At 62.5% G+C, this 23,446-nt stretch carries 17 protein-coding genes; 11 read left to right on the plus strand and 6 right to left on the minus strand.

What is annotated here, in order from left to right; translation table 11 throughout:
* Position 1 precedes the first annotated feature (1 nt).
* From ACFQ6Y_RS18175 to ACFQ6Y_RS18195, 5 genes are all read left to right on the plus strand, one after another.
* Complete coding sequence (locus ACFQ6Y_RS18175) at positions 2-802, plus strand: WecB/TagA/CpsF family glycosyltransferase (RefSeq protein WP_378635485.1); 801 nt, start codon at positions 2-4, stop codon at positions 800-802.
* Between the two features lie 97 nt (positions 803-899).
* On the plus strand, positions 900-1,931 hold the full coding sequence (gene gmd, locus ACFQ6Y_RS18180; protein ID WP_378548375.1) for a GDP-mannose 4,6-dehydratase: 1,032 nt from the start codon (positions 900-902) through the stop codon (positions 1,929-1,931).
* The gene (locus ACFQ6Y_RS18185; protein ID WP_378548378.1) at positions 1,928-2,896 is read left to right on the plus strand and encodes a GDP-L-fucose synthase family protein; all 969 of its coding nucleotides are present in this window, start codon (positions 1,928-1,930) and stop codon (positions 2,894-2,896) included. Before gmd ends, ACFQ6Y_RS18185 begins: the two co-directional genes overlap by 4 nt.
* 55 nt (positions 2,897-2,951) lie before the next feature.
* Positions 2,952-4,277 (plus strand): UDP-glucose dehydrogenase family protein, encoded by a 1,326-nt coding sequence (locus ACFQ6Y_RS18190; protein WP_378548381.1) that lies wholly within the window; start codon positions 2,952-2,954, stop codon positions 4,275-4,277.
* A gap of 130 nt (positions 4,278-4,407) precedes the next feature.
* Positions 4,408-5,832, plus strand: a complete 1,425-nt coding sequence (locus ACFQ6Y_RS18195; RefSeq protein WP_378635487.1) for a polysaccharide biosynthesis tyrosine autokinase — start codon at positions 4,408-4,410, stop codon at positions 5,830-5,832.
* Here the strand turns inward: ACFQ6Y_RS18195 and ACFQ6Y_RS18200 are convergent.
* The gene (locus tag ACFQ6Y_RS18200; RefSeq protein ID WP_378635490.1) at positions 5,804-6,328 is read right to left on the minus strand and encodes a low molecular weight phosphatase family protein; all 525 of its coding nucleotides are present in this window, start codon (positions 6,326-6,328) and stop codon (positions 5,804-5,806) included. The two genes, ACFQ6Y_RS18195 and ACFQ6Y_RS18200, sit on opposite strands and share 29 nt — an antisense overlap.
* Positions 6,329-6,436: 108 nt before the next feature.
* Between ACFQ6Y_RS18200 and ACFQ6Y_RS18205 the strand changes: the two genes are divergently transcribed.
* Both ACFQ6Y_RS18205 and ACFQ6Y_RS18210 read left to right on the plus strand, forming a co-directional pair.
* Entirely contained in the window at positions 6,437-7,756 is a 1,320-nt protein-coding gene (locus ACFQ6Y_RS18205; protein WP_378635493.1) for a UDP-glucose dehydrogenase family protein, read from the plus strand.
* Positions 7,757-7,905: 149 nt separating this feature from the next.
* Positions 7,906-9,585 carry an Hsp70 family protein gene (locus ACFQ6Y_RS18210; protein WP_378635496.1) on the plus strand — a complete coding sequence of 560 codons (1,680 nt, stop codon included), beginning with the start codon at positions 7,906-7,908 and terminating at the stop codon, positions 9,583-9,585.
* A 9-nt stretch (positions 9,586-9,594) separates the two neighbouring features.
* Here ACFQ6Y_RS18210 and ACFQ6Y_RS18215 read toward each other — a convergent pair whose 3' ends face one another.
* Positions 9,595-10,857: a YibE/F family protein gene (locus ACFQ6Y_RS18215; RefSeq protein WP_378548396.1), complete on the minus strand. Its 1,263-nt coding sequence runs from the start codon at positions 10,855-10,857 to the stop codon at positions 9,595-9,597.
* Between the two features lie 531 nt (positions 10,858-11,388).
* Positions 11,389-12,642: a pyridoxal phosphate-dependent aminotransferase gene (locus tag ACFQ6Y_RS18220; RefSeq protein ID WP_378535989.1), complete on the minus strand. Its 1,254-nt coding sequence runs from the start codon at positions 12,640-12,642 to the stop codon at positions 11,389-11,391.
* Positions 12,643-12,741: 99 nt separating this feature from the next.
* On the opposite strand from ACFQ6Y_RS18220, the gene ACFQ6Y_RS18225 reads away from it, so the two are divergent.
* Positions 12,742-14,679 (plus strand): prolyl oligopeptidase family serine peptidase, encoded by a 1,938-nt coding sequence (locus ACFQ6Y_RS18225; protein ID WP_378635499.1) that lies wholly within the window; start codon positions 12,742-12,744, stop codon positions 14,677-14,679.
* On the opposite strand, the gene ACFQ6Y_RS18230 is transcribed toward ACFQ6Y_RS18225, so the two are convergent.
* Positions 14,627-15,595: a hypothetical protein gene (locus tag ACFQ6Y_RS18230; protein ID WP_378635502.1), complete on the minus strand. Its 969-nt coding sequence runs from the start codon at positions 15,593-15,595 to the stop codon at positions 14,627-14,629. The genes ACFQ6Y_RS18225 and ACFQ6Y_RS18230 overlap by 53 nt on opposite strands.
* A 244-nt stretch (positions 15,596-15,839) precedes the next feature.
* On the opposite strand from ACFQ6Y_RS18230, the gene ACFQ6Y_RS18235 reads away from it, so the two are divergent.
* A complete protein-coding gene (locus tag ACFQ6Y_RS18235) occupies positions 15,840-17,018 on the plus strand; it encodes a DUF6745 domain-containing protein (protein WP_378635505.1) in 1,179 nt (392 codons plus the stop codon).
* 40 nt (positions 17,019-17,058) lie between these two features.
* Entirely contained in the window at positions 17,059-17,514 is a 456-nt protein-coding gene (locus ACFQ6Y_RS18240; RefSeq protein ID WP_378635508.1) for a hypothetical protein, read from the plus strand.
* 174 nt (positions 17,515-17,688) lie between these two features.
* Here ACFQ6Y_RS18240 and ACFQ6Y_RS18245 read toward each other — a convergent pair whose 3' ends face one another.
* Positions 17,689-20,826 (minus strand): (Fe-S)-binding protein, encoded by a 3,138-nt coding sequence (locus ACFQ6Y_RS18245; protein ID WP_378635513.1) that lies wholly within the window; start codon positions 20,824-20,826, stop codon positions 17,689-17,691.
* A gap of 359 nt (positions 20,827-21,185) precedes the next feature.
* Here ACFQ6Y_RS18245 and ACFQ6Y_RS18250 point away from each other — a divergent pair, with 359 nt between their 5' ends.
* Positions 21,186-21,836, plus strand: a complete 651-nt coding sequence (locus ACFQ6Y_RS18250) for a glycine zipper family protein (RefSeq protein WP_050655717.1) — start codon at positions 21,186-21,188, stop codon at positions 21,834-21,836.
* Positions 21,837-21,915: 79 nt separating this feature from the next.
* On the opposite strand, the gene ACFQ6Y_RS18255 is transcribed toward ACFQ6Y_RS18250, so the two are convergent.
* The gene (locus ACFQ6Y_RS18255) at positions 21,916-23,226 is read right to left on the minus strand and encodes a S1 family peptidase (protein WP_158170301.1); all 1,311 of its coding nucleotides are present in this window, start codon (positions 23,224-23,226) and stop codon (positions 21,916-21,918) included.
* Between the last annotated feature and the right edge of the window lie 220 nt (positions 23,227-23,446).

Here is a 23,446-nt window from a genome sequence, read left to right on the forward strand (position 1 = left end):
GATGAGCAGTCCGTTCGAGGTCATCGAGGTAGGTGGCATTCCGTTTGCCGCGACCAATCTCGAGGGAGCTACCGATTGGGTAGTCAACGAGAGGCGGGAGGGGGTGGGAACCGGAGTCTCCGTGAGGTTGTCGAATTCCTACTGCGTGTCGGCGGCACACAATGATCGCGACTACTCCGCAGTGCTGAAAGGCCCCGGAGTGAACTTCGCAGACGGAACCCCGGTCAGCTGGGTCATGCGGTTGACAGGTGGCGGTGCCATTTCCGATCAGATCGGTGTGCGACCAGTTCGCGGTCCGTCGTTCTTCGAGGCCACGCTGGACAAGGGACGCCGCTACGGGCTTCGTCACCATTTTGTCGGCACGACAGAAGAGACGTTGAGTCTCTTGACAGAGCGAGTAGAGGAGTTGTACCCGGGCATCAAGGTGGCCGGCACCTATGCGCCACCGTTTGCCGAGTTCAGCAAGGAGTTCGTCGACGACATCATCACGAAGGTCGGTCCGTCGTCGCCGGACATCGTGTGGGTCGGTCTGGGTGCACCCAAGCAGGATTTTGTCACGAAGGCGATAGCAGACCGAACCGACTACGTGGCCGTCGGAGTGGGTGCCGCCTTCGATTTCCTGGCGGGAACTGTTTCCGAAGCACCAACTTTCGTCCAGAACTCGGGTTTCGAGTGGCTGTATCGACTTGTGTCGGAACCCAAGCGTCTATGGCGACGCTACCTGTTCGGTAACTCGACTTTCCTCCGGCTGGCATCACGTGACATACGAAATGTCTTCGGCCGTTCGGGGGGACGCACATGAGCAAGATCAAGACCGCCGAGCGATTCGGAGGAATACGGACCACAACCGTGGATTCGCAACCATCAGGCGGGCTGTCCCGCAACGGAAGGAACGCAGGATGAAACGCGCACTGATTACCGGAATCACGGGGCAGGACGGCTCTTACCTCGCCGAGTTGCTGCTCTCCAAAGGCTATGAGGTTCACGGACTGATCCGTAGATCTTCGACGTTCAACACTTCGAGGATCAACCACATCTACGTGGACCCGCACGATGCAGGTGCTCGACTCTTTCTTCACTACGGTGACCTCAGTGACGGAGCGCGTCTGGTGACGCTGCTCGCGCAGATCAAGCCGGACGAGGTGTACAACCTCGCTGCGCAGTCTCACGTCAGAGTGAGCTTCGACGAACCCGAACACACCGGGAACACCACCGGCGTCGGGTCGATCCGACTACTCGAAGCGGTTCGGATGGCCGGACTCGACTGCCGGTTCTACCAGGCATCGAGCTCCGAGATGTTCGGTGCGACACCACCACCGCAGAACGAGGAGACACCGTTCTACCCTCGCTCGCCCTACGGTGCGGCGAAGGTGTACTCGTACTGGATCACCAAGAACTATCGTGAGGCGTACGGGATCTTCGCCGTGAACGGAATTCTGTTCAATCACGAGTCACCCAGGCGTGGTGAGACATTCGTGACGCGGAAGATCACGCGCGCAGTCGCACGTATCAAGGCGGGTATCGAGGATCACCTGTACATGGGCAATCTCGATGCGATTCGCGACTGGGGATACGCGCCGGAGTACGTGGAGGGAATGTGGCGCATGCTGCAGGTCGACGAGCCTGAGGATTTTGTGCTCGCCACCGGTGGCAACTACTCGGTGCGCGACTTCCTCGCCGTCGCTTTCGAACATGCAGGTCTGAACTGGGAAAACCACGTTCGATTCGACGAACGGTATCTTCGGCCGACCGAGGTGGACGCACTGATCGGGGATCCGAGTCATGCCGAGCGCAAGCTCGGTTGGAAGGCCGGCGTCCACACACCCGAACTGGCCCGGATCATGGTCGACGCAGACGTCGAAGCGCTCGAGCACGAAGGGCGACCGTGGATCGACACTCCGGCACTTCCCGACTGGTTGGCGACGCGATGAGTGATTCGTTCGCGCCGCGACCCCTCGATCGAGACGCACCGTTCTACGTGGCTGGACACCGAGGTTTGGTCGGCTCTTCGGTGTGGCGACACCTGGAATCTGTCGGCTTCTCCAGGTTGCTCGGAAAGACATCGGCCGAACTCGATCTACGTGACCGGGAAGCTGTTTTCGATTTCTTCGCCCGCGAAAAGCCGACCAACGTGATCCTCGCAGCGGCAAAAGTTGGTGGGATTGCGGCGAACAGCACGTTCCTCGTCGACTTCCTGTCGGAGAATCTGCGCATCCAGGTGAACGTGCTCGACGCCGCCCTCGCGCATGGTGTCGAGCGTCTCCTGTTCCTCGGATCATCGTGCATTTACCCGAAATTGGCGCCGCAACCGATCAAGGAGGAATACCTCCTCACCGGTCATCTCGAGCCGACCAACGACGCCTACGCAATTGCAAAGATCGCGGGAATACTCCACGTCCAAGCTGCCAGGCGGCAGCATGGTCGCCCCTGGATCTCGGCTATGCCCACCAACCTGTACGGCCCGGGAGACAATTTCTCGCCACGCGGATCGCACGTACTTCCCGCACTCGTTCGGCGTTACGACGAGGCGCAGTCGTCCGCAGTCCAGTCGGTTGTCAACTGGGGGAGTGGCAACCCGCGCCGTGAATTCCTGCATGTCGACGATCTGGCGTCGGCGTGTCTACATCTGCTCGAAAACTACGACGGTGCATCGCATGTCAACGTCGGAACCGGCGAGGATCACACAGTTCGTGAGATCGCTTCGATAGTCGCCGCGGAGGTCGGATACACCGGAGAGACGCGGTGGGACACCTCGAAGCCGGACGGAACGATGCAGAAACTTCTGGACGTGAGCATGATTCGTGAACTCGGGTGGCGGCCGACGATCGGATTACGCGAGGGTATCGCGTCGACAGTCTCGTGGTACCGCGACAACATCGGTGCCGTACGCACCTGAATCGCTTTTCCCATCAACACACTTCGCACACTCTCGAGAAAGCAGATCGAGCAACATGAGCACTCGCATAGCAGTATTCGGCACGGGATACCTGGGCGCGACACACGCGGCCTGTATGGCCGAACTCGGTCACGAGGTCCTCGGAGTGGATGTCGATGCGGCAAAGCTGGAGAAACTGGCAGCAGGTGAAGTTCCGTTCTACGAGCCAGGGTTGGGCGAGGTCCTACGAAGAAACATCGATCGAGGGCGACTGAAGTTCACGTCGTCGTACGAGGAAGCCGCAGAATTTGCGGACGTGTTCTTCCTCGGCGTCGGGACGCCGCAGAAGAAGGGCGAGTTCGCCGCGGACATGACCTACGTGGACGCGGTGATCGAGACTTTGGCACCGCTGCTCACCAAACCCTCGGTCATCTTCGGCAAGTCCACGGTGCCGGTGGGAACCGCGGAACGGCTCGGTAAGCGCGCGCGGGAACTGGCACCGATCGGTGACGGCGTCGAAGTCGCGTGGAATCCCGAGTTTCTCCGTGAAGGATTTGCCGTCCAGGACACGTTGCACCCGGACCGGCTGGTGCTCGGGGTCGATCGAAATGTCCGCGGTCGGGCAGAATCTGTTGCGCGCGAAGTTTATGCAGAGCTCATCGATGAGGGGATTCCGTTTCTTGTCACGGACCTTGCGACGGCGGAGTTGGTCAAAGCGTCGGCGAATGCTTTCCTGGCCACGAAGATCTCGTTCATCAACGCGATCTCCGAAGTGTGCGAGGCCGCGGGCGCCGACGTCACGGTGCTCGCCGACGCGATCGGGCACGACGTTCGGATCGGACGTCGATTCCTCAACGCGGGAATTGGTTTCGGCGGAGGATGTTTGCCGAAGGACATCCGTGCCTTCATGGCCCGCGCCGGGGAACTCGGTGCCGACCAAGCACTGACGTTCCTGCGCGAAGTCGACAACATCAATATGCGCAGACGTACCCGAATGGTCGAATTGGCTCGGGAGGCATGCGGGTCGCTGCTCGGCGCGCGAGTTGCAGTTCTGGGTGCCGCATTCAAGCCTGACTCGGACGACGTTCGTGACTCGCCGGCACTCAATGTCGCGGGTCAGATTCAGCTCCAAGGTGCCGCAGTGAATGTGTACGACCCGAAGGCCATGGACAATTCGCGCGCGCTCTTCCCGACACTGACCTACTCGGCAAATGCGTTGGAGGCCTGTGAAGGTGCCGATGTCGTCCTGGTATTGACCGAGTGGCCCGAATTCTTGAAGTTGCAACCGTCTGATCTCGACTCGGTGGTTCGCAAGAAAGTGATCGTCGACGGGCGTAACTGCCTGTCGCCAGCCGGCTGGCGAGGCGCGGGTTGGACATACCGCGGATTGGGACGTCCGTGAGCACAGGGCACGGTGCCTGCTGCAGTTGATCGATATCGAAGTTGAGAAAGCCCGGTTCGCCCTCGCGGCCTGACCGGCAACAACCGCTCAGACCCGCAGTGGGCATGCGTGAGCCGAAGGAGACATCAAGATGGAAATAATCGACTACCTCAAGATATTACAAGCCAGGTGGCGGACAGTCGCGGTCGTAACCGTGCTCGGAATCCTGGGAGCACTTGGTGCGTCCCTTCTTTCGACACCGATCTACCAGGCCTCGACCCGGTTGTTCGTGTCGACGTCGGCGGGAACCTCGGTCAACGAGGCACTTCAAGGTAGCCAGCTGTCGCAGCAGCGAGTTCTGTCGTATACAAAACTTCTGACGGGTCGAACGCTCGCACAGCGGACGATCGACGAACTGGGGCCGAGAGTGGTCGGCGGGATGTCGGCTGACGAGTTGGCCTCCAAGGTCACTGCAACGTCGGCGCCCGACACTGTGTTGATCGACCTCGCGGTCAAGGACGCGTCACCGGAACTCGCACGCGAGATCGCGAACACTCTCTCATCCGAATTCGTCGCATTGGCAAAGGAACTGGAGACACCCGAGAACGGCGGAACACCGCCTGCGCGTGTGGTCGTCGAGCAGCAAGCTCAAGAGCCGACTGTTCCCGTGTCACCCAAGACTTCGCGCAACCTCGCGCTCGGAGCAGTGGCGGGACTGCTGTTGGGGATCGCTCTTGCGCTGATTCGCGATCGACTCGACAACACGGTGAAGGATCGTCGAACAGTGGAAGAGATCGCGGGTTCGGCGATGGTGGGCACAATCCCGTTCGACAAGGATGTCGAAGTCAACCACACGATTGCTTTCAGTGAAGGTAATTCCGTGAGTGCCGAAGCGTTCCGCGAATTGCGCACCAACCTTCAGTTCCTCGAAGTCGATCACCCACCTCGCGCGATTGTCGTCACGAGTTCGCTTCCCTCCGAAGGTAAGACAACCACGGCAGTGAACATCGCATTGGTCTTGGCAGAGGCAGGTAAATCGGTCTGTCTGATGGAAGGTGATCTCCGGAAGCCGCGGGTATCGAAGTACCTGGGATTGATCGGGAGCGTCGGTGTCAGTTCGGTACTCTCTGGTCAAGCGACCCTGGATGACGTGCTGCAGCCGACCGAATTCGCCGGGCTGACCGTGCTGGCCTCGGGACCGATCCCGCCGAACCCGAGCGAACTGCTCGGCACGGACACGGCCAAACACGTTCTGGAGGAACTGCGGGCGCGATACGACTACGTCATCATCGACGCCTCTCCGCTGCTACCCGTCACGGACGCTGCAGTTCTGGCTGCCATGTCGGACGGCGCTCTGGTGATCGCCCGACACGGCTCCACGAAGCGTGATCAACTGGCGCGCGCCGTCGGAAACCTGCAGAGCGTGGGAGCACACGTCCTGGGCACTGTCATCACGATGACTCCGTCTCGAGGACGTAATGCATACGAGTACAGCTACTCCTACGAGTCGGACAAGTCGCTACCGCAGTTGACCGCGGTGCCGTCGCTCAGCCCTCACCGAAGCGAAGTCGGCTGAGCAACGGGCCCACGAGGTCGGCGATCTGAAGTCCGATCTCGTGAAAGAGCTTCTCTTCCTTACCCATCGGATCCGTGACGTCCTCGGGTTCGGTGGCACGAAAACGCGGTCTGGCGGCGGCGAGATCGTCGACACTGCCGGCGTCGGCGAGCGTGGCCAACCGTGCGGCCTCTCGAAGGGTGAAGGTGCGCTTCAGTCGGGTCGGAGCCATCGCCAGGACTTTGTCCCGGTGACTTTCGGTCATCGTGAGAATGAGATCGGCATCCGCAGCCAGCGCCGTCGTCAGACGTCGGGCTTGAAACTCTCCGGGTTCGCCGCCGAGACCCGCGAGAACCCGTGCCGCAGTCGGCTCGATCGGGTGTCCGACCATCGCCCGGGTGCCGGCACTCGAAGCGGTGAATCCGGTGGCCCCGGCTTCGGCGGCATAGGCACGCGCCAGGCGTTCACCGGTAGGTGATCGGCAGATATTTCCCGTACAGACAAAGAGAACGTGCATGGCAGAAGCATAGGTCGCAGGCGCGACGCACTCGTCGTACGCCCGATGTTGGTTTCGCGCCCACCTCGCGTACGCGTGTCGGAAAGTTCGGGCGCATACCAACAACACATGAAAATGACCGTGTTCGGAACGGGATACCTGGGGGCGACCCACGCAGTGTGTATGGCCGAACTGGGCCACGACGTGCTGGGAGTCGACATCGACCAGTCCAAGGTCGACAAGTTGTCTCGGGGGGAGGTCCCGTTCTTCGAGCCGGGCCTGACCGAAATGCTCGAGAAGAATCTGGGGGCTGGTCGGCTCCGGTTCACGACGTCCTACGCCGACGCCGCGGAATTCGCCGACATTCATTTTGTCGGGGTGGGGACTCCGCAGAAGAAGGGGGAGTACGCCGCGGATCTGAGTCACGTTCATTCGGTGATCGACATGTTGGCGCCGTTCCTCCTACGGCCTTCGCTTATCGTCGGCAAGTCGACCGTCCCGGTGGGGACGGCTGCGGCTCTCGGCGAGCGACTGCGGGCCACTGCGCCCGCGGGTGACGCCGTCGAGGTGGCCTGGAATCCGGAGTTTCTGCGTGAGGGGCACGCCATCGCGGACACCCTGAGCCCTGATCGGTTGGTTCTGGGGGTTGATCGTGATCGACCGGGAAATGCCGAAGGTGTTCTTCGTGAGGTGTACGCCGAGATGCTAGGTGCGGGGGTGCCGTTCCTCGTGACCGATCTGGCTACATCCGAGTTGGTCAAAGGATCTGCGAATGCGTTTCTCGCGACCAAGGTGTCCTTCATCAACGCGATTGCGGAGGTGTGTGAGGCCACCGGCGCCGATGTCTCGATGTTGGCAGACGCTCTGGGATACGACGACCGGATCGGCAGGCGGTTTCTGAATGCGGGCTTGGGGTTCGGCGGTGGTTGCCTGCCGAAGGACATTCGGGCTTTCATGGCACGCGCCGGCGAGTTGGGTGTAGACCAAGCGCTGTACTTTCTTCGTGAGGTCGACAGCATCAACATGCGGCGACGAACAAAAGCAGTGGAACTGGTGACGGCAGCCTGCGAAGGCGGTTTGCTGGGAGCTAACGTGTCGGTGCTCGGGGCCGCATTCAAACCCGAATCCGACGATGTTCGCGATTCGCCTGCGCTGAACGTGGCGGGAATGATGCAGCTTCACGGGGCGGCAGTTACCGTCTTCGATCCGAAGGCGATGGACAATTCTCGCCGACTGTTTCCCACCCTGCACTACGCAACCTCCACGTCAGACGCCTGCAAGAATGCTGATGTCGTTTTGATCGCGACCGAATGGGACGAGTTCGCCTCACTCGTGCCTGCCGATCTGGAACCCCTTGTTCGTCGACGCGTGATCGTCGACGCCAGAAATTGCCTCGATCCGAAGGTCTGGCGTGCCGCCGGATGGAACTATCGCGGATTAGGTCGCTAGGTCGAACGTCCAGGTTGCGAAAAAGTAGCTGCATCTGGCTGTTAGATGCGACGCGCGAACCTCGCGGACCACCCCTAGTGGGTAGACTTCCGGCCGGGGAATGACGGGGTCTGCTGACAAGACCCGTCCACGGTCGACGAAGGTGGATCATGAACTTGGTTTTGGGCGTGACGGTGGGAGCCAGCGCTGTGCGTTTGGCGCGACCGGGGACGCCTGACCACAGCGGTCCGGTGTTTCGATCGAGATCGGTTGAGCGGGGGCGGGACGTCCCGGAGGACATCGCTGCAGAAGCGACCCGAGTGGCGTTGTCCGAGAATGCCGAACTCAGCAGTCATACGGTCGTCGTCTACCGGGATCAAGCGCAAGCCGGTGCACTCCAGACCGCGTTCGAACAGAAAGGTGTCGACAACTTCGAGTTGGTTCCCGAAGTTTCGGCGACGCTCCGGATGCTCGAGGAACCCGGTGCGCTGACCGACCAGAACACGCTTGTCGTCGTCGACATGGGTAGTTCGGGATCGACGATCAGCGTTGTGGACAGGCATACGAGGTCTACCGTCGTGACCGCTCGGTCGACTCGGGTCAGTGGAGACCACTTCGACGACCTCGTCTACTCCGACCAAACGGTGCGTCGCCGAATTGCGACGCCGGCCGACCCGGGCGGCGACTCCGAACTGCAGGCGCGATGCCGACTTGCCAAGGAACAGCTGTCCACACGGAGCGCCGTGTGCCTGCCCGGCCCTGGTGGGCTTCTCTTGCTGTCGCGGGAAGTCTTCGATTCCCTGGTCATCACGTCGGTGGAGGCATTTGCGCGAGAAATACGCGAGGTCATCGCTACGTCCGGCCGCAACCCGGACGCGATTGTCCTCATCGGCGGCGGCGCGCGCGTCCCGATCGTGCGGGCGACTCTCGCGGCGTGGCTCGATTGCCCCGTCATCGCGCCCGAGCAGCCTGAACTGGTGACCGCACAAGGTGCTGCGCTGATCGCGGAGTTGTCCGTGACGCCGTCGTCACGCCCGGTCGCCGCGCCGGTTCAGGTCCCGGCGGTGGCGCCGATCTTCGCGCCTTATCCGATTCACACACCGGCGGAGGTGCCCGTCCCGGTACAGGCGTTCAGTCATGGAGGAGTCGCGACGCTCCCCGAATCAGAGCGACCGAAAGCTGCGCCGGAGGTTGCTGCCGAGGTGAAGTCTGTTCCGCAGGAACAGAGGTCGAGTCCGTACGCTGCGGAACTGCCGCAGCCACGACCGAACCGACACGAGCAACGATTCGACCAAAGTGCAGATTTTGTCGTCACTGACAGTGAACCGGTCACGGACGGGTTCGGGGCCGAGCAGGACGCCGATACCGTGGCCGTGATGGTTGACGCCCAGGCGTACTCGGCAGTGCGCGAAGACAAGGGAGTCGGAGCAGGGACCGCACACCCGTCGTGGCTCGCCGGAACACAGACTGTGGAAACCACATCCACCGAGCTTAGGAATCCACTGCGTTTTGCCGGCCTCGGCGCCGGTGTGATCGCGGCAGTCGTCATCGTCGGACTGGGGTTGGGCTACGGCGGAAAGGTCTTCGGAGACTCCGAACAAGCCGGACCTGTGGCAACCGAGGTGACTACGACGGCCCCGACGACCACGACCACTCCGCCGGCGCCGACCACAACGACGCCGCCTCCGACTACGACCGAGGAAGCCCCACCCGTCGTCGAGGCACCGCCGGTTGTGCAGGACACCTACGTGCCGCCGGCGCCAGCACCTGCGCCTCCGCCGCCCGCGATCTACATTCCCGGACTGCCGCCGATTCTGTTGCCGGTCCTTCCTCCGATTCCTGGACTCTGAGGCCGGCCCTCAGCGTTTGGAGTGGCGTCCACCTGAAGTCGAACCGGCCTGGACCGCACTACCGGGTGGCCGCGCGAGAATCACGGCGATGGCAGTGGTGAGCGGAACCGAAAGAGCCAGAGCTATTCCGCCGACCGCGGACCGTACGATTTCGATCGCGACGGCGTCACCGACCAAAACGTCCTGAAGCGGGCGCCCGCTGACACTGAAGAGCAGCAGCAACGGCAGAGCCCCGCCCGCGTACGCGAGAACCAAGGTGTAGACCGTGCTGGCGATGTGATCGCGTCCGACCCGCATCGCACCGCTGAAGACTTTTCGGCGGGACGCATGCTTGTCGAGTTCGGCCAACTCGAACGCCGAGGATGCCTGGGTGATGGTGACGTCGTTGAGGACGCCCAGTGAGCCGATGATGAATCCCGCCAACAGCAGGCCGGTGATGTCTATGTGCTCGATGTACGTCTGAACATTGGTGTTCTGCTCTTCGGACAAGCCGGTGAGATGAGTCAGTTCGATACAGAGGTAGGAGAGAACGGCAGCGAGCACCATCGCGGCGAGGGTACCCAGCAATGCCGAACTGGTTTTCAACGAGACGCCATGCGCCAGATAGAGAACCGCGTACAAGATCACCGCCCCGGCGACCAGTGCAACGGGTATTGCAGGCTTGCCGTCCAGTAAGGCGGGGAGGAGAAATCCGACGACAACGCCGAAGGCGATCACCAGGCCGACAAGTGCGCGCAGTCCGCGCCACCGCGCAACGGCGATGATGACGACGGCAAACGCGATGACGATCAGCGCCAGCGGGAGTCCACGCGAATAGTCCTCGAAGGAGTACTGCGTATTGCCGTTCGGGTCCGTCTGACGCACGAGTCGAATGTGGTCACCCACGCGAAGGTCCGGCTGACCGGCACCTGGAATGACCTCGAGCAATGTCTTCGTTCCGGCATTAGGCCCGGATTCGATATCGACGATACTTCGCTGACATTGATAGGCAGAGGTGGGTGGCGGTTGCGGTGCGCCGACGAATACCCTTCCAGCGGAGGAGCTTCCGCAGTCGCCGAGGTCCTGCATCGTGACAGTGCCCGCTTCGGTTTCCACCGAGCTGCCGTCGGCGTTCTGAAACGGGAGCGGGACGGGAATGGTGTTCTTGTCCGGCCACAGCGCGATTGCTGCTGCGACGACGACCATACCGATGACGACGAGCAAGCCGATGACGACGCGGGATGCGGTGGGCCCGATCTGAATGGGTCCGCCGTGGCCGTGGCCGTGACTCATCGGAAACGGAGTGTCGGACTGGGGATTTGCACCGGTGCAATGTTATCGGCTCCGAAGCGAATGATCAGCTTCTGTGGATAGTGTCGATCGACGGCAGTTTTGATCGACGGCAGTTTTGATCGACGGCAGTGTTGGCACAGGCAATAACCGGGAGAGAAGTACCGAAAAGTGAAAACTGGGATTGGTCGAGCTGGGTGGCGGGGAACAGGGGGGGTTGTCCCCGCCACCAACCTGGTATCCACAGGGGGGGGAGGGATACCAGGTGCTCGCGGCACCGAAGTGCTGATAACTAATGTACCCAATTTCAAACCGATTTGGCGCGTTGTCCAACTACCAATTTCACAACGAATCACGTACCGGTTGGACCGTTTTCACATCAGGGCAGGTCACTAATTAGTTAAAGTGTCAATCAAACCGCGTGGTTTGCGAAATATGTGACCAAGGTCGCACAAATGCCCCGCCGTTTTACGTTTACGGGGCATTTGTACAACGAATTGTTTACTCGATTTCGCCCGGATTCGGCCGGAGAATCTACTGCTTGTAACTGGTGAGGAAGTTGCCGAATCGTTCGATGGCCACGGCAAGATCTCGGGCCCATGGGAGCGTCACGATCCGAAGGTGATCGTGGTTCGGCCAATTGAATCCGGTGCCCTGAACCATCAGGATCTTCTCCTGGAGAAGCAGGTCCTGAACCAACTTCTCGTCGTCGTGGATCTCGTAAACGTTCGGATCCAGACGAGGGAACGCGTAGAGCGCGCCGCGAGGTTTCACGCACGAGACACCAGGAATCATGTTCAGCCGCTCCCAGGCGACGTCGCGCTGTTCGAGCAGGCGGCCGCCGGGCAGGATCAGGTCCTCGATGCTTTGGTGTCCGCCGAGAGCGACCTGAATGGCGTGCTGTCCGGGAACATTGGGGCACAGCCGCGTCGACGCCAGGAGGTCGAGCCCCTCGAGGAAGCCGGCCGCATGATCCTTCGGTCCGGTGATCGCAACCCAGCCGGAGCGGTAGCCCGCGACACGGTAGGCCTTCGAGAGGCCGTTGAACGTCAGGCACAGCAGATCAGGGGCAAGCGTCGCCAGTGAGATGTGCTTTGCGTCGTCGTAGAGGATCTTGTCGTAGATCTCGTCGGCGAGCAGCAGAAGCTGATGCTTGCGCGCCAGATCGACCAACTGCTGCAGAACCTCCATCGAGTAGACCGCACCCGTGGGATTGTTCGGGTTGATGACGAGGAGAGCCTTGGTCTTGTCGGTGATCTTGGATTCGATATCGGCGATATCGGGATTCCAGTCGTTGGCCTCGTCGCAGAGGTAATGGACGGGTGTGCCGCCGGACAAGCTCGTCATCGCCGTCCACAACGGGTAGTCGGGCGCTGGGATCAGCACCTCGTCGCCGTTGTTGAGGAGAGCTTGCATCGTCATCGTGATCAGCTCGGATACACCGTTGCCGAGGTAGATGTCGTCGACGTCGAGCTCGGGGAAGCCGGGAACCAGCTCGTATCGCGTCACGATCGCGCGCCGCGCCGACAGAATGCCCTTGGATTCCGAATAGCCCTGCGCATAGGGCAGAGCAGCAATCATGTCCCGCATGATCACATCGGGAGCATCGAATCCGAACGGTGCCGGGTTGCCGATGTTGAGCTTGAGGATCCGGTGCCCTTCCGCCTCCAACCGGGCGGCATGCGCGTGCACCGGTCCACGGATTTCGTACAGGACGTTCTGGAGCTTCGACGACTGCTCCAGCTCGCGCTGCGGCTGACGATGGCGGGCGGGTTCTGGTGTGCTCACGAGTTACATGATCCCACCACTGTGCAAGTGCATTGTCGGGGACTGTGCAAGTGCATTGTCGGGGACCGTCTCGCACGACCCGTTGGCTATTGTCGAGCGATGACCCCGAGCGAGCAGATTGCAGCCCCGTACGGATCGTGGACTTCGCCGATCACAGCAGCTGATCTCGCTGCAGGCGGGCACCCAGTCGAGGGCGGACGATATGTCGGCGACGAGATCTGGTGGGCCGAACTCCGGCCGACCGAGAGCGGTCGGACGTCGATTCGTCGGTCTGGTCTCGACAACCAACCCGTCGACATTCTCCCTGCGCCATGGAATGCGCGGACCAGGGTTCATGAGTACGGCGGTGGCGCCTGGACCGTCACGGAGTCCGGGAAACTGGTCTTCAGTGAATTCTCCGATCAACGTGTGTACGTCCTCGACGGCCTCACTCCGCGGGCTCTGACGCCAGAGCCGGCGTCGCCGGCCGCGCTGCGGTACGCGGACCTGCAGATCGTGAACGGCGAGGTGTGGGCGGTTAGGGAAGCGCACGCTGTCGACGGGACGATCACTCGCGACATCTGTGCGATTCCGCTGGACGGCTCCGGTGAGATTCGCTCGATCGTCGGCGGCTCCGATTTCCTCTCCTCACCGAGGCTTTCGCCGAGCGGAACCAAGATCGCCTGGATCGCGTGGGATCATCCCCAAATGCCCTGGGACGGTACCGAACTACGGGTCGCTCCACTCGTCGACGGCGTCGCGCAAGCGTATTCCGTGCTGGTCGGTGGATCCGAAGAGTCTGTCCTGCAACCGGAGTGGATCACCGACGACGAGCTCTACGCAATCAGTGATCGCAGCGGCTGGTGGAACATCTATCGCGTCGGCGCCGAGATCACCCCGATCTGCCCGACGGATGCGGATTTCGGTGGGCCGCAATGGCGATTCGGCGCGCGCTGGTTCGTCGAACTCGACAACGGACACCTTCTCACCGCACGCACCGTGGGAACCGACACACTGGCGGTACTCGACCCGGCGTCGGGAGAACTGCGCGACATCGCGATCCCTGGCGTCACCAGCATCGGCCTCATGCAGGTCCGTGGAGACCGGCTGCTGCTCACCTCGGGCGGAGCAAAGCTGGCGGGTGCGCTACGTGAATTGAACCTCGGTACCGGCGAACTCGAAGAAATCCGTTCTTCGGTCGAAGAATTGCCCGAGTCCGCCTATCTCCCGGAAGCGCGGGCCGTCGTCGCCCACGGACAGGGGCGAGAAGTGCATGCCGTCGCGTATCCGCCGCGCAGTCCGCGATACAAAGGTCTCAACGGTGAACTGCCGCCGTACGTCGCGTTTGTTCACGGTGGCCCGACGGCGCACGTAGCACCGGCACTGAACCTCGTCTACGCCTTCTTCACCAGCCGCGGAATCGGCGTCGTCGACGTGAATTACGGAGGGTCGACCGGTTACGGACGGGAGTATCGCAACCGACTGCGTGGACAGTGGGGCGTCGTCGACGTGCAGGATGTCGTCACCGCCGTCACCGGGTTGGCCGAGCAGGGACTTGCCGATCCGGCCCGCCTTGCCATCGAGGGCGGATCTGCCGGTGGATGGACCGTTCTGGCCGCGCTGACAACCTCCGACGTGTTCGCTTGTGGTGCTTCCTATTTCGGCGTGGCCGAACTGGACCTGTTCGTGCAGGAAACTCACGATTTCGAATCGCGCTACGTCGACGGTTTGATCGGCCCGCTGCCGGAATCTGCCGATCTGTATGCGGAACGTGCTCCGCTCAACAACGTCGACGGGTTGAACTGCCCGGTGTTGCTGCTCCAGGGTCTCGACGATCCGATCGTGCCACCCTCGCAGGCGGAGCGATTCCGAGATGCCCTGGTGGCCAAGGGCATTCCGCACGCGTACCTGGCATATGAGGGTGAATCCCACGGATTCCGCAAGCAGTCGACCATCATCAGCTCACGTAACGCCGAGTTGTCCTTCTACGGGCAGGTACTAGGATTCACCCCACCCGGCATTCCGGCACTGGAGCTGTGGGAGCCGGCTGGTACCTGACCGGCCCGCGCGAGAAGGCCGCCGTGATCCGACCTGCCACCACCGAAGGAGTCGACAGGTCGGACCAGGTCCACCTCGCTACCTGCCAACCTGCGTCACGGAGCCGGTCTTCGCGGAGTTTCTCGTTCCAGAGCACGTCCTCGGCGCTGCGACCGGCGGGCACCAGTCGGCCGTACTTGATGCGACCGTCGAACTCTCCGACAGTGCGCTGTTCACGCCACAGGAAGTCGACGCGACCGACCAGCGCGCGAGCGTCGTGGATTTCGACCTGTGGCTCGGGGAGCGGCAAGTGCTCGCGGATGAACAGCGCGAGGCTGCGTGATTCGCCGACGCTTTCGATACGGGAGTCCATCGCAGCGAGGGCGTGAAGCGCGTGTCGATGTCGCGGGTGGTTCGGGCTGAGCACAATCGAGTCCGTGAGCGCTTCCGTCGTCAAGGACGACCGGTGCAGTGCTGAATTGCCAACCACGAGAGCCTGTTCGAAAGGTAGCACTCTGGCGAGATCGGCAACTGTGCGAGCCTGAGTCGTGACGCGCAGACCATCGACCTCGGTGATCTCGTTGTCCGTCAGCGATGCCGAGTGCACGTGACGTCGAGCGGACTTTCGGCCACCACCTCGCCGGTTCCGGGACAGGTGGACGACCTCGAGCGGAGTGTTCCAGAGTTCGAAACCGTGCAGAACCGCAGCCGAGATGTGGCTGACAGCGGCACCGGTTGAAGCGGCGCAGGCCACGGCCTCGGTCCGCAATCGATGTCGTCCGTACGCGTCGAGGCGGGACAGGTGGCCGCTGTCCACGTACGCACCACGATGGATTCTGGCCCAGGTTCCACTGGCGCAGGCCTGCCGGATCTCGGCATCGGTGCGACCGATCGAAAGTTGGTCCGGCCTGCGGATGATAGGTGTCTGTTCCCCCATGCCGATCGATCTTGGTGCACGTGGCGACGAGAGGGAAGTGGTGATCCGGAGGTTGTGGATAAGTTCGAGTGAGCACCACTTGTCCACAGTGCGAACTGGTTTCATCCCGTTGGAGGGGGTGTTGAGTAGACGGAAACGGTGGCCGGTTCTCGACGTTGCGCTCGGGTGTTCCTTGCGTTCGGAGCGTTTGCGTGCCACGCTGTAGAACTATGACTACAGGAAAGGCGGACACCGCCACCGTCGCGTGAGCGCCGCACCGATTCGCTCGTCGGCATCACGTCGAGCGACATTGCCCGAGAACTTCAAATTCTTCGATGAAGACAGTCTGGCCTTGGAAAAGATCCGCGACGTTTGGCTCGAACGCGGATTGTGTACTCGTCCTGCTGATCGAAACACCGCAGAATTCTCTGTCTCGCAACTGTATCGGCGGTCCGGATTCCCGAAACCGGAGTTCGTCTGGGTTCCGTCTCCCCGTGCCGGTTCGGACCTGATCGTCACCGAAGGACTGTCGACCAAGATGTCCTTGGACGGCGCCGGACTCGACTGCGCATCTGGGTATATCGCGAGCATGTTTGCTGCATCGCGCCGCCGCATGGACACGCGAATCGAACGTCGGAGAACTGGCTGGCAGATAGAACGCCGACAGAGGGAGCGCCTGATCAGGGCGTCCGTTTGGGAATCGTTGCACACCACGCTGTTCGACGGCGTCGCAGCTGCGATACGAACGATGTTGACCCCGGTGGCAGGCAGGGTGACCTGGTACGGACAGCAAGAAGCCCATCGAATCGCGTACTACGACACGTTCCGCCGATATGGTCTTGCAACATTCGAGTCGGAAGACCGTGAGCTTCTCGACGTGCAAACGGCGCTGGCTGACTCGACCGGGTGGTGGTGGGCGTTCGACAATGTGTGCATCATGGCTGAACGACCCACCGCCTTACATGCCGAACCGATTCCGGGCAGCGCGCAGGGAGCGCGGCGGTTGCACCATTCTGATTCCCCCGCAATCGAATTCGACGACGGCACAAACGCGTTCGTTCTGCACGGGGCGATCGTTCCCGACTGGGTGGTGCTCGACCCGAACCCCGACCGGATCGCGCAGGAGCGCAATGTCGAGATCCGCCGATGTGCGATCGAGCGCATCGGCTGGGATACCTACATCGAGATTGCCGGACTGACACTGGTCGACGAAACTGACGATCCCGGCAATGCAGGTTGTCTGCTTCAGCTCTACGCGTCACCGGAAGCCTGGGGCCGAAGTGGACGAATCCTGCTCGCGGTCAACGGCTCTCTCGAGCGCGATGGGCATCGACGGCGATATGGTCTTCACGTGCCGGGATGGTTCACGTCCGCGATGGATGCCGCCGGATGGACCTACGGCATCACCGGTGCCGACTATGCACGCCTCGTTCGCCGAACCTGAACGTCAAACGCACCCCAACCTCAAACCCCTGGTGATACTTATGAGCTCGAACATGACCTTGTCCGCTCTTACCACCCTCACCGGCCTCGATGTCTTCGACTATCTCGACAAGGAAGTGTCCATTCCTGTGGTCGACGGTCTTCAGGCACAGGGCGATCTGATCGTGATCCCGTTCTCGCTGCTTGCAAACATCGTCGCGCCTCTGCCGTGGACTCGATCAGTGAACGTTCCGCTCTCCGGAGTGGAACTGCTGCGAAGTGCGGCGGGCGGGAACCCTCACAGCTTGGTTGCGGACGCAGGTGAGTGCACCTGGTCGACGCCGGTGAAAGATGCGCGGGGCCTTGCACTCGGCGTGGTCGACACCCGGGTGACTGCGTACCTCATCCATCCGGAGCACGGCGCGACCGGCATCGCTCCGGGGCGTTACGTCATCGGACGGCAGCAGGAAAGGGGTGTCGGGCGTGCGCGCGGTGCGGTGATGCTTGTCGCTGATTGACACGCAGGCCTCGAGTTGGCGGGGGAGTGAGCACCACTTGCGTAGGGCTAGCACCGGTTTCCGTGTGCTGCACGGTGTGTTGGGTCGAGGGAAAGGGTGCTCGGTCGGCTAGGGGCTCCCATACAAACGCGAATGCCCCCACCATGACGGTGAGGGCATTCGCGGGTGGTGCGTCTACTTCTTGCGACCGGGAGCCTTTGCGCCGGCCTTGAATCCGAGTCCGCCTGCCTTGGGGGCGGGCGGCGCGGCAGCAGGTGCCGGAGCTTCCGCGGGTGCGGACGCCTCAGCAGGTGCTTCGGCAGGTGCTTCTGCCTTCACGGGTTCGGCCTTCACCGCCGGTGCCTCCGCAGCCGGCGCCGGGGCCGCAGCGGGAGCTGCCTTCCGAGCGCCGGGAGCCTTTGCGCCCGACTTGAATCCGAGTCCGCCGGCCTTGGCGGCAGGCGGAGCCTTCGGGGCTTCCGCCTCGGCGGCCGGAGCCTCTGCCGGAGCAGCAGCAGGTGCTTCAGAAGCAGGGGCTGCCTTCGCTCCAGGAGCCTTGGCCCCGCCCTTCATCTGCAGTCCCTTGCCGCCGGGAGCCTTGGCGCCGGACGCCAGGCCCAGACCCTTCGGCTTGGCGACGGGCGCAGCAGCTTCGGGTGCAGCAGCCTCAGCAGCGGGAGCTTCCGCTGCCGGTGCGGCAGCGGCCTTGGCTCCGGGTGCCTTGGCGGCGCCCTTCATCTGCAGTCCCTTGCCGCCGGGAGCCTTGGCTCCGCCCGCAAGACCGAGGCCCTTTGGCTTTGCCGCCGGTGCGGCGGGTGCTGCGGCTTCGGCAGAGGGAGCTGCGTCGGCTTCGGCAGGAGCTGCCTTCTTGGCGCCGGGAGCCTTTGCCCCGCCCGCCATTCCGAGTCCCTTGCCGGGTGCCTTGGCGCCGGGAGCTTTCGCTCCGGGTGCCTTGGCGAGGCCCTTCATGGCCAGGCCCTTGCCGGCGGGAGCGGCCTTGGCTTCCGGCGTCGCGGCGGCTTCCTCGACTTCGGCGACCCGATCCTGCTCGACGGTTTCGGCCTTTGCCTCAGCAGCGACCGGTGCCTTCTCCCGCGGGATCACCTTGATGTTCTCGGTGAGCTTGGCGGGTTCGAGACGGGTGACGGAGTTGAGCATCAGCTGTGCGACATCGACAACCTCGACGCCTTCGCCCTGGCCTTGCTCCTGGCGGGCAGTGACGCCGTCGGTGAGCATGACGCGGCAGAACGGGCAACCCGTGGCGATCTTCTTGGGGTTGGTGGAGAGCGCTTCGTCGACGCGGTCGACGTTGATGCGCTTGCCGATGTTCTCTTCCATCCACATGCGGGCGCCACCGGCACCACAGCACATGGAACGTTCACCGTGACGCGGCATTTCGACGAGCTTGGCGCCCGAGGCTTCCATGAGTTCACGGGGAGCGTCGTAGACCTTGTTGTGGCGTCCGAGGAAGCACGGGTCGTGATAGGTGACGTCTTCGCTCACGGATGCAACGGGGATCAGCTTCTTCTGGCGCACCAGACGGTTGAGCAGCTGGGTGTGGTGCACGACCTCGTAGTCGCCGCCCACCTCCGGGTACTCGTTGCCGAGGGCGTTGAAGCAGTGCGCACAGGTGACGACGATCTTGCGCTTCTTTTTCTCGATACCGTCGAAGACGGAGTTGAGCATCTCGATGTTCTGCATCGCGAGCTGCTGGAACAAGAACTCGTTGCCGGCACGACGAGCGGAGTCGCCGGTGCAGGTTTCGTCGGCGCCGAGAACCATGAACTTCACTCCCGCGGTGGCGAGTAGCTCGGCAACGGCCTTGGTGGTCTTCTTGGCACGGTCTTCGTAGGCACCGGCGCAGCCGACCCAGAAGAGGTACTCGTAGTCCTCGAAGCTGTCGGCATCCTTGCCGAAGACGGGGATCTCGAAGTCCATCTCGCCTATCCAGTTGAGACGGTCCTTGGAGTTCTGACCCCAGGGGTTGCCCTTGTTCTCGAGGTTCTTGAACAGGCCGGCGAGCTCGGAGGGGAACTCCGACTCGATGAGGACCTGGTAGCGGCGCATGTCGATGATGTGGTCGACGTGTTCGATGTCGACGGGGCACTGCTCGACGCAGGCGCCGCAGTTGGTGCAGCTCCACAGGGTTTCGGCGTCGATGACCGGGGCCATCTCACCTTCGACGGTCTCACCGACGAGCTTGCGGTCGGCCTCGAGTCGTGCGGCCTCCGGGATCGCGGCGAGGGCGCCTTCCTTGACGTTGCCTTCGGCGTCGACGAGACCGATCTCGTCGCCGCCCATGTCCTTGCGTCCACCGGCCAACAGATACGGGGCCTTGGCATAGCCGTGGTCACGAAGCGACATGATGAGCAGCTTGGGGGAGAGCGGCTTTCCGGTGTTCCACGCGGGGCACTGGGACTGGCAACGCCCGCACTCGGTGCAGGTGGTGAAGTCGAGCCAGCCCTTCCAGGAGAAGTCTTCGATGTTTCCGGCGCCGAGGGTGTCGGTGTCGGGATCGACGTTGTCCATGGTGAGGGCTTTGCCCTTGGACATCATGGGCTTTGCGGCGCCGAGGGCGACGGTGCCGTCGTCCTCACGCTTGAAGTAGATGTTGAAGAACGCCGAGAAGCGGTGCCACGCGACACCCCAGGTGATGTTGCGGCCCACGATCGCGAGCCAGATCATGCCGGTCATCAGCTTGACGAACGCGAACACCGAGATCATGACGGGGCTGGCGGGAAGCAGTTTGGCGACCTGCATGGTGAAGAAGTCGGTCCACGGGTTGGCGTGGCCGTAGGTCGCGATCTTGCCGGCCTTGACCATGATCATGCCCAGGCCCTCGAGCAGGACGATGCCTTCGATGACGTAGGCAGCCTTGAAGTTGGAGCCGCCGAAACGGGACAGGCGCGCGGGCAGACGCGGGTGGTTGAGCTGACGGATCACGATCAGCGTGGTGATACCGATGACGGTGCCAAGGCCGAGGATCTCGTCCCACAGGTGCCACGCCCACGTGTTACCGAAGATGGGCCAGTGGAACTCGGGGTTGAACGTCTGGCCGTAAGCCTCGAACCACAGCAGGAATCCGCCGAGGAAGCCGACCATGACGAGCCAGTGGGCCCAGCCGACGCTGCGGAACTTGTTCATGCGCGTGTGCGCGATGAACTCGATGATCATCTGCTTGAAGCGAGGGAAGAACGGGCGCCATCGATCGGGTGCCGACTGGCCGATGCGCACGGTGTTGAACATCCTCAATGCACCTGAGAGGAAGATGTACCAACACACCAAGCTCAGCAGTGCACCAATCGTGCCCAACGTAATCGTCAGGGCATTCATGTCGCGGCCTTTCGTTTCAGGGCGACGCGTCGGCCACCTCGGGACAGCCCACTGATACTAACCTGCGTTATGTTACCCGCCAGTAACTAGCATTACCAGCCTATAGGTACCGGCTGGTAACCGCTCGTGGCCTGGAGAGATCAATCTTCTGCGTCGGACGGGCTTGGCCAGACGCAGACATGTCTGGTCGTCACGTTAGGCGGTGCCCATCAGGTGTCCATCTGTCAGGCAGCCCTAACTCGGGTTCCGAGCAGGTGAGGCCAACCGACCGGCTGTTATCGTTACGCCCGTCACGCACAGGGGACACGGGTGGTGTGAGTCATCGACTTGCGCCTGCCCGATCCCGGGGAGGATTGAAAATGTTCATTCGTAAAGCTGCGGCCGTCGCAGCGATGACCATTGCCGCTACGGGCATCGCTGCAGGTACTTCTTACGCAGCTCCGGAGACGTCACCCGACGTTTCGTACACCGCCGAGGTCGTCGACCAGGCTGTCGTCACCACCATCGACGCCGGAGCATTCCGAGTCTCGGGTGACGGAACACACGTCGACCTGCAGAACAGCCAGGGCGCAACTCTCGTGAGCCTGCCGCTCGCGTTCAACCTCGGCGACGTTCAGTTCCCGTTCGACGAGACCGTCAGTGAGGACGGCAAGACCCTCACCCTCAAGCCGAACCTGGATCCGGCCAGCTCCAAGCCGAAGCCGGTCGCTGCCGAGTTCACCCCGGTCGCTTCGCCTGACGAGGATCAGAAGGCCATCGAGAAGTTCCAGTCACAGCTCGGGCTTGCCACGCAGATCGGCAGCCTCACCGGCACGATCGTCGGTGCAGTCATCGGGTGCATCGTGGGTCTGCCCGGCCTGGTTATCGGCTGCCTGCCCGGCATGGTCACCGGCGCCGGTATCGGTGGAGTCGCCGGTACCATCCTCGCCGGCGGTGGAACCGCCATTGTCGCGGGTATGGACCTGATCAAGGTCCTGAACGCTCCGGCTGGAACAACTCTCTTCCAGTAGAACGTCACGGACTCCGAAACGGGCGCCACACCTTCAGAAGGTGTGGCGCCCGTTTTGCTACCTCAGGGAATGTGTGCGATCAGTAGTCGCGAACCTTCAGGCCCGGATTGGCCGCGAGGATGTCGTTGATCGGCGTCGCGTACTGCGTCGGTGCTTCCTGTCCGAACAATGTCTCGGCCTGAGCGATCTCGCACAGGGGCGAGGTGGCGACGTTGGAGGCACTCGTGATGCCCACTGCCAGCGTTCCGGAGACGATGGGGCCACCGCTGTCACCCTGCAGGACGCAGATGTTGGTGGTGAAGCCGTTGTCGAGGGTGTGATCCAAAACCTTGGCGACGCGGTTGACGCCGGTGACGACGCCACAGCTGAAGCCGGTGGTCGACCCTGCCTTGCAGACCGGGGCGCCCACAACAGGATCGGCGGTACCGGTGATGTTGACCGAGCGGTTGAACGGGACCCGCACGCTGTTGTTCTCGAAGCGGTACTTCGCGTTGTCGTCGATGTTGATGATCGAGTAGTCGCGTCCGTCGAAGCTGCTCTTGGCGAAGTATCCGACGCGGGGTCCTGTCTGGTTGTTCACCATCGGGAAGACCTGGCTGGAGTTCGAGGTGCCGGCGGCGGCGCGGTTGGGATCACAGTGGCCGGCGCTGATGTTGACCGTGCGTCCTGAACCGTCGGTGCCGTTGAAGCCGAACGAACAACGCAGCCCGGTGTTACCGGAGGTTGCGCCGAAGGCGTCTCCGCCCAGTGCGGCGTCGCCGGTGGCGGACCCGGTTGCGGGGATGAGGTCCGCGACGATCGGGGGAACCAGCAGCGGAGCAGCGGTGTGTACAACAGTCCGCTTCAGGAATTCAGGCAATTCGATGCCGGCGGCAGGATCGGCCGTGAGGGCGACTCCGTTGCCGACTACGTCGACGGCAATTCCACGCACGAGGTCAGCGACCTCGGCAGGCTGCGAATCGAGCCACGTGTTGAGCGCCGAGAGCTGACCCTGCAGAGCCTGCTCGCTCTGAGCGACGTCCTTGACCTCGAAGCCGGCCTTCTCGGCGGCCTCGCGGGCGGCGTCCTTGTCTCGACCGTCAGCGAGAGCGACGACGCCCTTGCCGAGGTCGTCGAGCCAGACACCGGCAAAGGAGTCGGGGAACTGGACGCGCGCGATGGCGGCGAACTCGGCGAGCTTCTGCGCGAGCTCGGAACGCGAGACGAACTGGTCGGGCGTCAGCGCCAAGTCATGCTGTAGAGCTTCGGCGAGTTCGACGGGCAGATGGGCTGCCTGATCGGATACCCCGGATTCGTTCGGTTCTGCGTTCGCGACCGCGGTAATCGGTCCGAGGAGCAGCAGCGCGGCCGAACCGAACACTGCGGCACGACGTGCGATGGAGCTTCGCATGAGGGCCTTTCCACTTCGTTGACCGCGTACCACCCCCCTGGGAGCACACGGATACGGCTCACGGACTTGTGGTGAGCCGATCACAGTCGACCATGACTATATGGGTTCGAACGCACTAATCCCACCCGTTACACAAGCGCGCAGCGGGGACTCCGACCGACAACAGCACTGTGCCCGCCGATCGAGAAACGGATCGGCGGGCACAGTGAGTAGCTCAGGG

The organism is Rhodococcus sp. NPDC056516, assembly GCF_042794655.1.
GTDB lineage: Bacteria > Actinomycetota > Actinomycetes > Mycobacteriales > Mycobacteriaceae > Rhodococcus_F.

Coding starts and splice junctions, on each gene's coding strand:
- ACFQ6Y_RS18175 (WP_378635485.1), top strand. CDS start 2: ATGAGCAGTCCGTTCGAGGTCATCGAGGTAGGTGGCATTCCGTTTGCC.
- gmd (WP_378548375.1), top strand. CDS start 900: ATGAAACGCGCACTGATTACCGGAATCACGGGGCAGGACGGCTCTTAC.
- ACFQ6Y_RS18185 (WP_378548378.1), top strand. CDS start 1,928: ATGAGTGATTCGTTCGCGCCGCGACCCCTCGATCGAGACGCACCGTTC.
- ACFQ6Y_RS18190 (WP_378548381.1), top strand. CDS start 2,952: ATGAGCACTCGCATAGCAGTATTCGGCACGGGATACCTGGGCGCGACA.
- ACFQ6Y_RS18195 (WP_378635487.1), top strand. CDS start 4,408: ATGGAAATAATCGACTACCTCAAGATATTACAAGCCAGGTGGCGGACA.
- ACFQ6Y_RS18200 (WP_378635490.1), bottom strand. CDS start 6,328: ATGCACGTTCTCTTTGTCTGTACGGGAAATATCTGCCGATCACCTACC.
- ACFQ6Y_RS18205 (WP_378635493.1), top strand. CDS start 6,437: ATGAAAATGACCGTGTTCGGAACGGGATACCTGGGGGCGACCCACGCA.
- ACFQ6Y_RS18210 (WP_378635496.1), top strand. CDS start 7,906: ATGAACTTGGTTTTGGGCGTGACGGTGGGAGCCAGCGCTGTGCGTTTG.
- ACFQ6Y_RS18215 (WP_378548396.1), bottom strand. CDS start 10,857: ATGAGTCACGGCCACGGCCACGGCGGACCCATTCAGATCGGGCCCACC.
- ACFQ6Y_RS18225 (WP_378635499.1), top strand. CDS start 12,742: ATGACCCCGAGCGAGCAGATTGCAGCCCCGTACGGATCGTGGACTTCG.
- ACFQ6Y_RS18230 (WP_378635502.1), bottom strand. CDS start 15,595: ATGGGGGAACAGACACCTATCATCCGCAGGCCGGACCAACTTTCGATC.
- ACFQ6Y_RS18240 (WP_378635508.1), top strand. CDS start 17,059: ATGAGCTCGAACATGACCTTGTCCGCTCTTACCACCCTCACCGGCCTC.
- ACFQ6Y_RS18245 (WP_378635513.1), bottom strand. CDS start 20,826: ATGAATGCCCTGACGATTACGTTGGGCACGATTGGTGCACTGCTGAGC.
- ACFQ6Y_RS18250 (WP_050655717.1), top strand. CDS start 21,186: ATGTTCATTCGTAAAGCTGCGGCCGTCGCAGCGATGACCATTGCCGCT.
- ACFQ6Y_RS18255 (WP_158170301.1), bottom strand. CDS start 23,226: ATGCGAAGCTCCATCGCACGTCGTGCCGCAGTGTTCGGTTCGGCCGCG.